Raw genomic sequence first — 14,309 nt, forward strand, 5'->3', positions numbered from 1 at the left:
TGATATGATGGGTTAGTCAAGTATATTTATGCCTTTACAGAACGTCCACGCCCGCAGGGACAATTATCCACTTGACACAGAAAGACTTTAGGCGCATACTCTTTTCAGTGAGGTAAGTGTATGAACCTAATAGACATTACCAAGAAATTCCAGTCCGATGCTGAATGCTTTGAATTCCTTGAACAGCAGCGGTGGCCCGATGGTGTCGTTAGGTGTGTAACTTGTGGCAATGACAAGATCAGCCGCATCACCCGTAAGACCTCAGCTACCACTAAGAACAAACGTGCTCAGATATTCCAATGCCTAGAGAAGACTTGTAAGCAGCAGTTCTCTTGCACCTCTGGCACTCTCTACAACGATACTCGCCTACCGATCCTTACTTGGTTCATGGCTGTAGAGATGGTTATGACCGCAAAGAAAGGCATGAGTGCAGTACAGGTACAACGTCACCTAGGTATCAAGTCTTACCAGACAGCTTGGCACATGGTTCACCGTATCCGTGAGGCTATGGATATGAAAGGTTCTCCCATGACGGGAACGGTGGAGATTGACGAAACCTATGTCGGTGGCAGAACGAAGCGTAGGTTTAGTCGTGCCAGTGAGCCGAAAGCACCAAAGGATGTTGTTGTGGCTATGCGTGAGCGCACTTATAAGAGCAGCAAGACCGCTGGCCGCGTCCGCTACTTTCACGTGAAGGATGCCAAGGCTAGTTCGATTGGGCCGATCCTAGAGGCCAACCTTGCTGACAACGTAGACCGTATCTACACCGACAACGCTGCTGTCTATGACTTCGCAATGAATGAAACCTTGAGCAAGAAACACCGCTCAGTCAACCACTCTATTCAGTGGGTAGTTCCAGGTTCTCGCATCCACACCAACACAGTAGAGTCTTCGTTCTCACTTCTGAAGCGTGGTCTGATTGGCAGCTTCCACCGTGTTTCCACCAAACACCTGCAACGCTACCTGAATGAGTTTGAGTACCGCTTCAATGAGCGCAACTCTACCCAACAGTTTGAGAACTGTGTAGCTGAGATGTGTGCAACCAAGCCACTCACTTTTCGCAAACTGGTTTCGAAGCCTGATCTACCTTTTTAGGAGGTATGATCTTGCCTGTTGTCTTTTTCTTACCCAGCTTTGAGTCAGCGTGCTTCTTTGGTGGCATCTTCAGCATGTTTCCGATAACACGTTTAAATTCATCTTCATCTACTGGCATCAGACTCCCTACACAGAAAATTTTATATTGATATCAAAGGCTTGGTTCTTTGTTTTCTCTCGGAGTAGGTCTTATCGCCCTGAGTACCTTGGGAGACATCAAGAAACAAACTCGGATAGGTTCGAGGTCTGCCAAGGCGGCCACAGTCGCTGCGAACGCCGCCAAATTGGCAGCGGAAACAGCATTCACGGTTCAACTGCCCACTCTCTTCCTCGCCCGGTGTGAGGTAAGACAGATTCCTTTTAAGGATGAATTTGAATGGTTGCTGAATCCGTTGGTAAGTACCGCCATTCACAACTACGGGCAAACGCCCGCCTTCATTGTTAGCTGGAGTGTGAGGATCACTTACAAAGACGTGTTTGTGGGAGCGGCAGCGGAGGCTCCTCTGAACAAGGTCATAAAGCCGAACACTGAGGTATGGCTGCCCAATGTCACCCCAGAAAACTTCGTCATTACATCTGAGATAGCCGAAGAAATAAGCACTGGGAAAGGTTGGTACACAGTGGATGGAATTGTCGAGTACGACAACCTTTTCGGGAAAAGGGAAACATTTAAGTTCTTCAGGGGAATCATGCTTAGAAATGGCAAGATAGCTTTGACTGAATCCTAACGACAACAGTAGTACGGCTATGCAAACTGAGATGAAAACCCAACTTTGCCTGTTCCTCATCTCAGAGCCTCCCAACTGGGACGCAATCTGACCTAAACCGTCCATTTTCTGGACTTTTTCTATTTCTGTGTGAACTGAATAGTTGTCCCCGCAGGTGACTCATTCAAAGGAACTTACACGCGGGTAATAAGGGGGGGGTATCCCCCAGGGGAGCATCGTAATGGCCCGAACATAGACCTGTCGACATCGCCTGCAGCCTAAGAGCCGACAGGATGCACAGGAGTAATCCGTCCATCCCGCAGCGCAAACAGCTCCCCGCGCCACACCACCGTATCCCCGGCAAAGCTCCACATCCAGAAACCCAACCCAAAAAAATCCCGCAGCGGCAGCAGCCAAAGGTCGCGCAGCACCTGCTCATCGCCCAGCACACCCACACCCACCGAAAGCGCCACCGCCACCCGAGCCAGCAACACAACACTCAGCAAAGAAAAGCTCCACAGCGCCAGCCCGCTCGCCACGCAGGTCATCACCGCCCACGGCACCGCATACGTAATCCCCAGCCCAAGGTAGCCCAGCTTGCGCGAGTCCCGCGTCGATCGCGCCCACCGCAGCTGATGGTCCTTGAACCCGCCAAAGTGATACTCCGGCACCGTCGTCTCCACCACCTCGTTCGAAAGCTCCACCCGGTACCCCGCCCCGGCGATCCGCGCGCCCATCTCATAATCGTCAGCCAGATACTCCGTCAGCGACTCCAGCCCACCTGCCTTCGCCAGCACGCTCTTGCTGGTAGCCAGCGTCGACCCCAACCCAAAGTGAATCCCGCCCTCCAGCCTCCGCGCCGTCAGCACCCCAGGCAGAAAATCCGTCGAGATCCCCAGCGCCTCCAGCCGCGACCACACCGCCCCACCCTCGGCCGTCCGCCCAATATAAGGAGCCGTCACCATCCCCACCTTCGCATCCGAAAAACACTGCATCACCCGCGTCAGATACTGCGCCGACACCCGAATATCGCTGTCATTGATCACCACATACTCATACTGAGCCTCGCGCAGCATCTGCACCAGATTGCTCACCTTGCCCGACGTCCCCAGCCGCTCCCGGCACTCCACCAGCCGGATCGCACACCCGGGAAACTCCGCCTGCAGCCGCTCGATCTCGCCCACCGCCGGATCATCCAGGCTGCTCACGCCAAACACAATCTCGAAGCGCCCTGCATACTCCTGCCGGCAGTGGCTCACCAGCCCGGCATACATCCGCTGGTCCACACCCTTCACCGGCTTCAAAATCGTAACGTCCGGCGCAAACCCGGCATCGACGCTCTTACGCCGCCAGTAGTGCGCAAAATCCCGCGTCCCCCACAGCACCAGCAACAAATAAGCGAGACCCGCAAGGGTCAACAGCGTCGTGATCACCTCAATGAAGATGGCCATCTCACTAGTCTAACGGCATCCGTGGGTCAGAATCATCTCCCTCGCGACCAACGGGAGCGCCATGCGAAGCGGTATACAAGTCACGAAGTGACCGCCCCACGCGCAGTGGGCTTTTCGCAATTACTCATACCGCAAGGCCTCGATAGGATTCAGATTCGCCGCCTTCCACGCCGGATAGATGCCGAAGAGAAGTCCAATCCCGCACGAGCAGCCGAAGGCCAAAGCAACCCATAACGCCGATAGCATCGAGGGAAAGAAGAGGTGTAGCACCAGAGCGATCGCACTGCCGATCAGCACGCCAATCACGCCGCCGACAGCGCACAGCGTAATGGCCTCCAGGGTGAACTGCGCGAGGATGGTCTGCTTACTCGCGCCGATTGCCTTGCGCACCCCGATCTCCCGCGTTCGCTCCGTCACGCTGACCAGCATAATATTCATGACGCCGACGCCTCCCACCAGCAACGCCACGCTCGAGAGAGCAAACAGCAGTAAAAACAGGCCACCCGTGATCGTCGTCCAGAGACGAGTCAGCGAATCGGTTCCAAAGATCGCGAAGTTGTCCGCCGCCTCGTTCTTCACCTTCCGCCTGCGCCGCAGCAGCTCCTCCAGCTCATCCTGCACCAGCGTCTTGTTCTTTTGGTCATCAAACTTCAGGCTGATCCAGTAATCCAGTATCTCCGGGTGGATCTTATGGAACGTGGTCACAGGGAAGAACGCCTTGTTGTCCTCAGGATTCTTGCCTCCCCCAAACGCCTGTTTCTGTTTTTCCATCACCCCCACGACGGTAAACGTCATGCCCGCAATGGCCACCTCCTCGCCCACCGGATTCGTCGCGCCAAACAGCCCGTCCGCCGTATCGATCCCCAGCACGACAACGTTCGCCGCCCGCTCCACGTCGCTCTCGTTAAAGAAGCGGCCATCCTTCAAGTTCAGCTCATACACATCCTTCACGCTCGCCGTGTCCCCCTCCAGCGTCGTCCCCTCCATAATCTTCGCGCCGTATTTCACCGCGACCGTACCCTCCACCCCGCTCTTGTCCCGATACTGCAATCCAGGCGTCACCGCCACCACATGCGGCAGCTCCTTCATCGCCATCGCGTCCTCATAGGTCAACTGCTTCCGCGTCAACATCTCCGTCGTAGGCCGCACCCCAATCACCGGAAACCGGAAGACCCAGATCACATTCGTCCCCAGCGACTCCACCAGGCCAGACACACTCGAGTTCAATCCGTTAATCACCGACGAGATGATAATCACCGTCATCACACCAATCACAATTCCCAGAATCGTCAGCCCGCTGCGCAGCTTATTCGCCCGCAGCGTATCCAGAGCCATCACTACCGTTTCTTTCGTATCGGCGATCCGCATCAACGACCTCCCTGCCCTCTGTCCCTGCCCAGCCTGCGCTTCACTCCGACCTCAGCGCCACGATCGGATCCAGTTGCGCCGCCTTTCGCGCCGGATAGACCCCGAAGAAGATTCCCGTACCTGTAGCCATCACCAGCCCGGCAATGACGCTCCACAGCGCAATCGTCGAAGGAAACCCGGCCAGAATCGTAATCACCTGCGCCACCAGGATCCCCCCGATCACGCCGAAGACTCCGCCCACCAGCGCCATCGTCCCCGACTCGATCAAAAACTGCATCAGGATGTCCTTTGGACGCGCGCCCAGAGCCTTGCGGATGCCGATCTCGCGCGTCCGCTCCGTCACGCTCACCAGCATGATGTTCATAATGACGATGCCGCCGACCACCAGCGAGATCAGCGCCACCGCCCCGGCCACCGCCCCAAACGACCGCGTCACGATGCTGAAGAATCCCACCAGCGTATTGTTCGTATCCAGCTCAAACGAATCCTCGGCTCCCGGAGCGTCATGCCGGCTCGATCGCACCAGAACCCTCACCTCGTCCGCCGCCGTCTCCAGCACCGGTCCAGCCGCGCCCGCCTTCACATAAATCGTCAGCGTCTTCGCCGTTCCATAGCTCTTCTGAAACGCCGTCAGCGGCACGGCCACCCAGTTGTCCTGGCTCGCACCAAACGTGCTCCCCTGTTTCTCGCTGATCCCAATCACCGTGTATGGAGTGCCGTCCACCCGCAACTCCTGTCCCAGCGGATCCATTCCCGCAAAAAGATGGTCCTCAATATCGGTCCCGATGATCGCCACATGCGAGGCATGCTCCTGGTCCGCCTCCGTGAACCCGCGCCCCTGCATGATATTCAGGTTCTGCAACGATGGCATCTGCCACGTATACCCCCGGATGTTGGTATCGGTCGTGGACTCGGTCCCGCGCACGATCTTCCCTATCACCGCCTGCTGCGCGCCAATCCCGATGCAGTGCCTGCAGTTCGCCGCCACATACTGAAAGTCGGGGTAGAGGATGTCCTTGCGCTTCTGATACCGCTGGTAGTCCTCAGGGCTGGTAATGATCTGAGGCATCTTCGAGACGGTGAAGACATCTGCGCCGTAGCTGGCGAACTTTGTGGTGACATAGGTGTTCGCGCCGTTGACCAGCGTCACCACCGCAATCACGCTGGCCACGCCGATAACAACGCCGAGCAGGGTCAGCACTGAGCGAAGCTTGTTCGCCCAGAGCGACTGCAGCGCGATCTTTACGGCCTCTTTGAATTCCATTGCTCTGTCTACCTTGGGTACGCTTGAGACTATCAGCCGGGAGTCTCCAAAGCGAGGCTAACCGTGGTCTTCGATACGCATATGGACGGGGTTTTGTTCCTGAAGTTAGCCTGAGTGAACGGCTTCAGCGTGTCGCATCCGCCTTAGGGGATCATATAAATATGCAGCTTCGTCTTGTCGAGAACCAATACGGTATGGCCGTTGGGAGAAAGGATTGAGATGGCGTCTCGACCTACTTTTTGCTTAAAGAGTGCTTGGTGCGTTTGGGGATCGAAGACCACGACCCGCTCGAAGATAAAGCCATAACAGTCATCAAAATCCCCGATATAACATCCAGTGGCGGAGTACAGGATTCTCCTCGGATTTGTTGCGGAAATTTGGACGCTCGAATTGTCAACGTTTGGTGGTTGAAACTCACGCAGATTCGCAACTTGCTCCTGCTTGCCATCAGGAAAAACCGATATCAACGCCTTTTCGGTCCGCAAGGGAGGAAGAAGCAGTTCGCTCGGCGTAAGGAACAAGCCTTGATGGGACACCACTCCATGAAAGCCAACTACCCAGGCGCTTCCATCAACCGTCAACTGCTCGCAGACCTGGTGTCCTACTGAGGTGCATACCGCGTAGCCGGAGTCAGTGATGCCAGCAAGATAATCTCCTTTCCCAAATTGTTGCTCAGCGATAGGCTTCTCTGATTTTGCATCGATCAGCCGATGCCTGGCGAACGACTTAGGAGACTCGCCGAAATCGCGAACGCTAATTGCTCTACGCGAAGGTGACAATCCCTTAATATCAGAGCACGGGCTGAATTTATCGTGACGGATTGAAACAACTCTCGCCGTGCTAAGGTCACCCGAGACGAGGTCCAGTGAGCTCTCAGTACAAACCGCTGCGTAACCTATTGGACCAGCTCGCATTGCATAGACGTCGGGGCGCGTCTTCGTTGCCAGCACTGCGCCGTGGAGGTCGATCACCGTAAGCTGCGTCTGTAATGCATTCGACCAGTTGCTCTTATCGCACACACCGACCAACGGAGCGCTTAGCACCAGACGGTCGTCGTCGAGAAATTGGGCGCTCTGCCTGGAATCGCACGAACCGGCTTTGAAACCGAATCGCTCCAACGGGATCGTCTGTTCGGTGACCTTCGGGGGCTGTGCGACCGCGTACCCCACTGTAAAAAAGAGCCCAAAGATGGTCCCCACTGCCGATTTCAATCGCAAATTGACTATCCCTTCCAGCCTTCCGAAGAAGAATGTCCCTGCAGGAGATTTACTCTAAGCCACCAGGCAGCTTCACCGTCACTGCCTGCCTGTATAGCATAATTACTGTGCCGTCTAAGGCGTGGGATACACATGGAACTGCAGGCGGCGGGATGATCGCTGCGCCGGGCCGCAAGGCGTTGTCTCAACGGGCTATCGCACCAGTTTCCTTATGGCCAACCCGGCGGCCGGTCGTTCAACAGAAGCACGTACCGAAAGGCCTCGGCCCGGCTTAGGCTTGATCAACCTCACCTCTGCACCCAGCTCCAGCTTCCCTGCAAACTTGATTAGTTTGCCCACGCTGAACTTCGAGATTCTTCCGTTGCGCAGATGACTTACGTCCGGCTGATGAATCCCGAGGATCGTTCCAAGCTGCTCCTGCGTGAGGCTGCGCCCTTCAATATGTTTCATCAGCTCGCGATAGATATCGGCCTTTACCTTGATCTCCAACGCCTCTGCTGCGCTGAACCCGAGATCATCCAGCACGCTTCCCTTTGTCATGAGTGGTGAGTTGCTCTTTTGCTCCCTCGACATCCGTGGGCTCCCCTCTTAACCGTTGTTGTATCTGTTTCCATCTGGCCTTGGCGGTGGCCAAATCTCTCTTTTCCGTCTTCGCACTATCCTTCGTGAAACAGTGCAGAACATAGATGACGTCCTTCACTCGCGCCAGGTAGATCATCCTGTACCACTTGCTGCCGTCCTGGTCCTTTAACTCAAACACGCTTGCGGCAATCGATATCATGGGCCTGACTGTCAACGTGGCCGGGTTTCCTGCCTGCATCTCCCAGAGACAAGCCCCGAAATCCTCTCGTATCGGCCTAGGCCAGGATCGCAGCACCTTCAGCGAATTACCCTCCCACGAGATCTCCGCCAGCTTCACCGTCACCCTGCCTGCCTCGACTCCAGTGTATAGCATAATTGCTATACCGTCAAAGGCTGCGCTACACTTGTACCTGCAGGCGGCTGGATGATCGCTGCCGCCTTCACCCAAAAGGTGCTTGGCGGGGGAGGAAAGTCCGAACTCCGCAGGGCAGTGTGCCGGATAACGTCCGGGACGGAGGCTTCAAGGCCTCTGGACGGCAAGTGCAACAGAGAACATACCGCCCCGAATCTGGTGACCTGCTTCGGCAGATCCGCAAGCGGACCGGGGTAAGGGTGAAAAGGTGCGGTAAGAGCGCACCGCGCGGCCAGTAATGGACGCGGCAGGGTAAACCCCACACGGAGCAAGACCAAATAGGCAGGGATCTCGTCGCTCCTCTTCAGGCGGCGAGAGCGTATCGGCCCGATGCGCCCAGGCGGAGAGACCCGAAAGGGAGCCGAAACTTGCGGGTAGGTTGCTAAAGCGCCGCAGTAATGCGTCGCGTAGAGGAATGATCGTCTAAAACAGAATTCGGCTTACGGGCCGTCTGCAAACTTATGGCCTCGAAATCGCTCAAACGATTTCGAGGCCATCTCTTTGAAGCCAGTGTCCTGCCGGACGGGCGCCCTGCGCGGGCGGCGGTCACTTCGTGACGCGTGTACCGGTCTCGGCAGGATGAGCAACATGGGTCCTCCCGTTGGTCGGCACAATCTTCCGTCGCGACCAACGGGAGCGCCAACCGAAGGGGTATACAAGTCACGAAGTGACCGCCCCACGCGAAGGGGGCCCGTCCGGCAGGACACCCCAAAAAATAAATCTCAAAATAGTGGCACTTTTTTCGTCGCCAAAATAAGTGCACTTCCAGCCACGCAAAACACCACAATCTCACCACATTTCACCATCCAAAACACCACGTTACGCAACCATATTTTGCGAAAAACCCCAACAAAAAAGCCCTCCCCATCACGCCAGAAAAAAACTCACCACAAACCCAAAAATTCACCTAGCGAATGGCAGCCATGGCGGCGCGGAAGAGGCTTTCGAAGTCGTGGGCGGCGGCCGGGTCTTTGGTGATGGCAGTTTCAATGGCCTTCTGGGCCACAGGGCGAGGATAGCCAAGGTTGACCAGCGCAGACAGCGCATCGTCGCCTGCGGGGCCGTGGTGAGGGCCTCCGGTGGTCGCAGGAATAGCCACAGCAAGGTCGTCCAGTTTGTCCTTAAGCTCAAGCACAACGCGCTCAGCAGTCTTCTTGCCGATGCCAGGAATGCGGGTAAGAGTAGCGTGATCGCCAGAGCGAATAGCAGCGATAAGGCGGCTGGCGTCGATGCCGCTGAGAACGGTAATGGCCAGTTTTGGGCCGATGCCGGAGATAGTGAGAAGTTTTTCGAAGAGACGTTTCTCCTGAGTCTCGGAGAAGCCAAAGAGGGCGATCTGGTCTTCGCGAACGTGGGTGTGGATGTGAAGCGTGGCTTCGGCGCCTTCGGTAGGCAGGGCCGAGAAAGTGGTGACGCTGATGGTGACGTCATAGCCCACGCCGGCGCACTCGAGGATGGCTTGATTCGGGGTTTTGGAGAGGAGGCGTCCTCGGAGATGAGCGATCATGCTGGGCTGATTGTAGCTTGTCAGGATTCGGGCCAGATGAAGGATGGATCATGGTGTCACCGGTTGAGCAGTTCCTAGGCGACCGGATTGTCGTCGGATTGGGAAGACTCGCCAACACGAACCGATAAGACTACAACGAATGGTTACGAAGGTAGGTGCGAGTCGACAAGCGGCTACAATTTTGCTCTAATACGGAGCTATCATCGGGACCCCACCTTTGCGGCTAGGCCTTTAGTGTGCAGATCGCTCTGTAAGCAAGAGGAGGCGGTATGACTCCCAATCGGTTCGACGAACTGAGCCTCGCGTTCGCAAAATGGAGTATCTCGGCGTTCTGTCCTGAAGACACTGGCATGGTCCGGCATTGGGAGCGTCTTCGGATCCATTCCTATTCTTAGTTCGCGGTTCGCCCGGGCTGGCCAAGCGCAGAGTTGTGTCACGGCAACCGTCAGCGCCTGCATAGCTGCCGCCAACGCTGCTTTTGAGTCAGAGAGCGAAGGTTGCCAGGAGATTCCCAACCCCACCCCTCCCACAATCGCAAAGTGCGTCGCAGCAGCGAGGAAGCGACGTGATGCCGCGGTAAAGGCCTGCGACCCGTGTCCGACGGGCAGCCGGTGCGATTCCAATGTCTGCTGTCCAAACACCCAAGCTACGTGCGCTCCCGTCTGCGCTGTCAGTCATGATCAGGCGACTCAGGTCACACAATTCACTAGATCGCTGGGAAGCTTGCTGTTGTCCAAGCGCATGACATTCAGGTTAAGCACCGGAGATGCGGTAGATAGCACGGTGCTATCCCGCAATTCCGTGCCGCTCGTCACTGTGGAACTGCACCGGTCACGGCAAGGCAGCGGGACAACCGTGTTCGACTACGGCTCGCCATTCACCGGCATCAAACATGCCGAAGTGTCGACTTCGGATGGGAACTCTTTCGTTACACTCATCGACGGCAAGAGCACCGCGACGTTTGTGCGCGGTTCCGATTTGAGTTCTGTAAGGTTCCAGGACGGTACCGCCATCCCGGTGGTTGGCTCAACTGAACCGGCTCTCATCGATCAGATGACGACGCTGTTCAATCAAATGGTGTCTTCGGGAGCAACTGGCTGTGCAACGCCCTGTAAGGCGATGTTGCCGAGCGTTGCGGTTTGGCATGCGGAGTACGCGGAGATCGTGAAGATCGCCATCGTCAGCCGGGGCGGAGCGAAAAAGAACCTTGAGAAGGTTGGTTCGCAGGAGTTGCCGAGCGTGCTCCTCCAGCAGGATCGCGAGGTGGCGGACGCGTTTCAATGTTAGGGAACGCCCGGTGCGGTTTGGATTGGCAGCGACGGGAGAATCACGAGTTACGTCGGGCAGGGTTCGGTTGAGATCGAGAAGATGTTCGGAGAGGAGCGCAAGAGGGCGACACCCGAACTAGGGCCCGCGCAGAACATCGGCGACCCCGCTCCAGAGTTGATGCTGCCGAGTGTTTCTGGAAGGCGGACGAAACTTGGGGACTTCCGAGGACAGCCTTTGGTGCTTCTGTTCTGGAACCCTTCCTGCGGTTTTTGTTTGCGTATGCTCGAGGATCTTAGATTCTGGGAGCGCAACCCACCCAGCAATGCTCCGCAACTGTTGGTCGTATCGACAGGCCCGCATGAGGTGAACCGGAAGATGGACCTTCGTTCGGAGATCGTTCTGGACGATGACTTTCTGGTTGGACGAGCATTCAAATCCACGGGGACACCTTCGGCCGTTCTTCTTGACGGGCGCGGCGCCCTCTTGGCGCCACTAGCTACGGGTGAAGATGCCGTGCGATCTTTGCTGGGCTTTGGAAGCCTGGCAGGAGCTGTCTCTGGGGGCATGCATCGGTCATCTTAAGCGGTCACAGGACTCGATGGACTGCCACGGACAGAGATGCGCCTCTCTTTTGCTCTTGCTCTGAATCGAGCTGCGACTCGAAACGGACCGGATCCTCCGAACGCTGAGGGATTGGTGCATGTGAGACCATTCCATTGGACAGAGGATGGGTATGAGCAACGGACGAGTGAAGGTTACGGTCGGGGTTTGCGGGGGGATTGCGGCTTATAAGTCGGTGGAGCTGGTGCGGCTGCTACTGGATGCCGGGTATGACCCGCACGTGGTGATGACTGCGGCAGCGGCGGAGTTCGTGAGGCCGCTGACGTTTGCGGCGATCTCCGGACATAAGGTGATTACTTCGCTATGGGGCGAGGAGGCGGGGACGGGGTCGGCGGAGGGTGATGAGTCGGGCGAGCACAGCAGCGTGGAACACATCCAGGCGGCCCAATCGACGCGGTTGCTGGTGGTGGCGCCGGCGACGGCGAATATGCTGGCGAAGTTTGCACATGGGCTGGCAGATGATTTTCTTTCGACGATGTACCTGGCGACGACGGCTCCGGTGATTGTGGCTCCGGCGATGAACGTGAATATGTGGGAAAATCCGGCGGTGCAGGCCAATGTGGCTACGCTGAGGGCGCGTGGGGTGAAGGTGATTGAGCCGGGGAGTGGGTATCTGGCCTGCGGAATGGTGGGGGGCGGACGGCTGGCGGAGCCGACGGAGATTGTGGCGGCGATCGTCGAGACATTGGCTGAGAGCACCGAGGGCGCGGTGGAACAGGGCCGGGACTTCACCGGTGAGACGGTGCTGGTGACCGCAGGGGGGACGCGAGAGGCGATCGATCCGGTGCGGTTTATCGGGAACCGATCGAGCGGGCGGATGGGGTACGCGGTCGCGGTCGCGGCGAGGAGGCGTGGGGCGAAGGTGGTGTTGATCAGCGCTCCGACCGGGCTGCCTTGCCCTGCGGGGGTTGAGATGGAGCATGTGGTGACCGTAGAGGATATGCGGGCGGCAGTGATGGCTCGGCTGAATGAGACGACCGTCGTGGTAATGGCTGCGGCGGTGAGTGACTACCGTGCGAAGAGTGTTGCAGACCAGAAGATGAAGCGTGAAGGAGCGCAGGCGGTCTCGTTGGAGCTGGCGGGAACCGTGGACATTTTGCGGGAGGTCGTGGGGCGTCGGCGGGATGGAACGCTGGTGGTGGGGTTTGCAGCCGAGACCGAGAATGCCGTAGCGAATGGGCGCGCCAAGCTGGAGCGCAAAGGCGTGGATGCGGTGGTGGTCAACGATGTTTCGAAGGATGGAATTGGGTTCGATTCGGAGCAGAACGCAGGCAGCTTTTTGACGAAAGACGGCGCGGTTGAGTTTCCCGTGATGAGCAAGACGGAGATGGCGGAGCGGATTCTTGACGAGGTGCTGAAGCTGCGGGTCGGGGCTGCGCACTGAGAGATCTGTCTCTGCTGAGTGTTTGCTCCTTCCGAAAGTAGATCCCTCGCCGGGCACAATTCGCGGCCTCCGGTGCACTGAGGCCGCGCGAACTAGTAAACTAACGGCACATGAGTTTCCGCAAAGCAGTCCTCCTTCTTCTTGCCATCGTTGCCCTTGTCAGTGCCACCTCCGCTCACGCGCAATTCGGCGCCTACGGGATGTTCACCGTAGATCGGCTTAGTAATATTGCTTCGTCGCCGGAGCAGAATCCCAATGTGACCAGCGCTCGCTCCAATTCAGTGGATCCGCTGGGCGGCACGGGCGGCGTCTACTACGACTTCAAAAAGCTTGGACCAGTCACGTTGGGGGCAGATTTGCGCGGCAGCATCCTGACAACTAAGCGAGGAGCCTATGAGAAGTTCAATGGCGGCGGAGCGCGAATCTACTCGGTGCTGGGCGGGGTACGGGCGGTGTTTCATACTCCGCTTGCTCCTTTGAAGCCGTACGTCCAAGGCTCAGTGGGACTTGGACGCTCGGATTATGGATTGCTGTATTCCGAAGCCGGAGTCACCGACAACGGAATCGTCGGGAACAGCCCGATTCTACGTAATAACTTTGAATACGAGGGGTTGGCTGGGTTGGACATCAAACTGCTGCCTATTCTTGACTATCGTGTCGCCGAGTTTGGCTATGGCGGGCTGGATCCGTTCGGCAACAACAGCCACAACTACCCGATCAAACAGGTCAGCATGGGGTTCGTCTTCCATCTTCCGTTCTAAGAGCGCGGGCCCACGAGAGAATAGTGCATGCGCGTAGCTCTCTTTGGCGGAAGCTTCGACCCGCCGCATCATGGTCATCTCGCCATTGCGACTGCGGCTGCGGATGGGTTTGCACTGAATAGCGTTTTTTTTGCCCCTGCTGGCCGTCAGCCCCTGAAGCTTGATGACACGGTGACTTCTTTTGAAGACAGGCTCGCGATGGTGGAGCTTGCGTGTCTTGAAGACCCTCGATTTGAGGCCTCTGAGCTCGATGCGCCTCGAGCCGACGGCGCGCCGAACTACACCGTGGAGACTCTGAGCGAGTTGGCGCAGAGGATGCCTGAGGCTAAACTCTTCAATCTGGTGGGGGCGGACAGTTTTCTCAGTCTCCCGCGATGGCATGAGCCTGAACGCCTGCTGGAGCTCGCCGAGTGGATCGTCGTGAGCCGGCCGGGGTTCCCGATTGAGAATCTTTCTTCGCTGGGGCTCGATGCGCATCAGCAGAGCCGTGTCCATCTGCTCGGCAATGTTCATGACAATACAGCAGCCACCGGGCTTCGAGAACGGCTGGAGGCGGGTGATCCTTGTGTCGATCTGATTGCGCCGGGTGTTCTGGACTACATACAGAGACACAATCTTTACCTATAGGGCAGACCCGTTCTGGATCTCTTATTTTCGCCACCGTCGAAACT

14 protein-coding genes and 1 other RNA gene are annotated in these 14,309 nt (G+C 57.1%); 8 read left to right on the top strand and 7 right to left on the bottom strand.

Annotated elements, in window-relative coordinates; genetic code table 11:
- Positions 1 to 120 precede the first annotated feature (120 nt).
- Both HDF09_RS10835 and HDF09_RS10840 read left to right on the top strand, forming a co-directional pair.
- A complete protein-coding gene (locus HDF09_RS10835; protein ID WP_183765852.1) occupies positions 121 to 1,095 on the top strand; it encodes an IS1595 family transposase in 975 nt (324 codons plus the stop codon).
- A gap of 206 nt (positions 1,096 to 1,301) precedes the next feature.
- The gene (locus tag HDF09_RS10840; RefSeq protein ID WP_183765855.1) at positions 1,302 to 1,823 is read left to right on the top strand and encodes a hypothetical protein; all 522 of its coding nucleotides are present in this window, start codon (positions 1,302 to 1,304) and stop codon (positions 1,821 to 1,823) included.
- Between the two features lie 257 nt (positions 1,824 to 2,080).
- On the opposite strand, the gene hpnI is transcribed toward HDF09_RS10840, so the two are convergent.
- The 6 genes from hpnI to HDF09_RS10870 all read right to left on the bottom strand — a co-directional run bounded on the left by hpnI (position 2,081) and on the right by HDF09_RS10870 (position 8,057).
- Positions 2,081 to 3,253: a bacteriohopanetetrol glucosamine biosynthesis glycosyltransferase HpnI gene (hpnI, locus tag HDF09_RS10845; protein WP_183765870.1), complete on the bottom strand. Its 1,173-nt coding sequence runs from the start codon at positions 3,251 to 3,253 to the stop codon at positions 2,081 to 2,083.
- A 120-nt stretch (positions 3,254 to 3,373) separates the two neighbouring features.
- Positions 3,374 to 4,621 (bottom strand): ABC transporter permease, encoded by a 1,248-nt coding sequence (locus tag HDF09_RS10850; RefSeq protein ID WP_183765873.1) that lies wholly within the window; start codon positions 4,619 to 4,621, stop codon positions 3,374 to 3,376.
- A gap of 40 nt (positions 4,622 to 4,661) precedes the next feature.
- Positions 4,662 to 5,885: an ABC transporter permease gene (locus HDF09_RS10855; RefSeq protein ID WP_183765876.1), complete on the bottom strand. Its 1,224-nt coding sequence runs from the start codon at positions 5,883 to 5,885 to the stop codon at positions 4,662 to 4,664.
- Positions 5,886 to 6,028: 143 nt separating this feature from the next.
- Positions 6,029 to 7,096, bottom strand: coding sequence for a hypothetical protein (locus HDF09_RS10860; RefSeq protein WP_183765879.1), 1,068 nt, complete (start codon positions 7,094 to 7,096; stop codon positions 6,029 to 6,031).
- Between the two features lie 198 nt (positions 7,097 to 7,294).
- Positions 7,295 to 7,642, bottom strand: a complete 348-nt coding sequence (locus HDF09_RS10865) for a helix-turn-helix domain-containing protein (RefSeq protein ID WP_183765882.1) — start codon at positions 7,640 to 7,642, stop codon at positions 7,295 to 7,297.
- Complete coding sequence (locus HDF09_RS10870; protein ID WP_183765885.1) at positions 7,617 to 8,057, bottom strand: type II toxin-antitoxin system RelE/ParE family toxin; 441 nt, start codon at positions 8,055 to 8,057, stop codon at positions 7,617 to 7,619. The genes HDF09_RS10865 and HDF09_RS10870 overlap by 26 nt, the downstream gene beginning before the upstream one ends.
- Positions 8,058 to 8,096: 39 nt before the next feature.
- On the opposite strand from HDF09_RS10870, the gene rnpB reads away from it, so the two are divergent.
- An RNA gene (gene rnpB, locus HDF09_RS10875) (RNase P RNA component class A) lies at positions 8,097 to 8,555 on the top strand.
- A 448-nt stretch (positions 8,556 to 9,003) separates the two neighbouring features.
- Here the strand turns inward: rnpB and ruvA are convergent.
- Complete coding sequence (gene ruvA, locus HDF09_RS10880; RefSeq protein WP_183765888.1) at positions 9,004 to 9,603, bottom strand: Holliday junction branch migration protein RuvA; 600 nt, start codon at positions 9,601 to 9,603, stop codon at positions 9,004 to 9,006.
- 729 nt (positions 9,604 to 10,332) lie between these two features.
- Here ruvA and HDF09_RS10885 point away from each other — a divergent pair.
- The 5 genes from HDF09_RS10885 (at position 10,333) to nadD (ending at position 14,265) form a co-directional block, all read left to right on the top strand.
- The gene (locus HDF09_RS10885) at positions 10,333 to 10,890 is read left to right on the top strand and encodes a hypothetical protein (RefSeq protein ID WP_183765890.1); all 558 of its coding nucleotides are present in this window, start codon (positions 10,333 to 10,335) and stop codon (positions 10,888 to 10,890) included.
- An 81-nt stretch (positions 10,891 to 10,971) separates the two neighbouring features.
- A complete protein-coding gene (locus tag HDF09_RS21330; protein WP_183765892.1) occupies positions 10,972 to 11,454 on the top strand; it encodes a peroxiredoxin family protein in 483 nt (160 codons plus the stop codon).
- Positions 11,455 to 11,605: 151 nt separating this feature from the next.
- Positions 11,606 to 12,877: a bifunctional phosphopantothenoylcysteine decarboxylase/phosphopantothenate--cysteine ligase CoaBC gene (coaBC, locus tag HDF09_RS10895; RefSeq protein WP_183765894.1), complete on the top strand. Its 1,272-nt coding sequence runs from the start codon at positions 11,606 to 11,608 to the stop codon at positions 12,875 to 12,877.
- Positions 12,878 to 12,987: 110 nt separating this feature from the next.
- A complete protein-coding gene (locus HDF09_RS10900; RefSeq protein ID WP_183765896.1) occupies positions 12,988 to 13,638 on the top strand; it encodes a hypothetical protein in 651 nt (216 codons plus the stop codon).
- Between the two features lie 27 nt (positions 13,639 to 13,665).
- The gene (gene nadD / locus HDF09_RS10905; RefSeq protein ID WP_183765898.1) at positions 13,666 to 14,265 is read left to right on the top strand and encodes a nicotinate-nucleotide adenylyltransferase; all 600 of its coding nucleotides are present in this window, start codon (positions 13,666 to 13,668) and stop codon (positions 14,263 to 14,265) included.
- The last annotated feature ends 44 nt before the right edge of the window (positions 14,266 to 14,309 follow it).

Origin of the sequence: Edaphobacter lichenicola (assembly GCF_014201315.1) — a bacterium.
In the GTDB taxonomy this organism is placed as follows: Bacteria; Acidobacteriota; Terriglobia; order Terriglobales; family Acidobacteriaceae; genus Edaphobacter; species Edaphobacter lichenicola_B.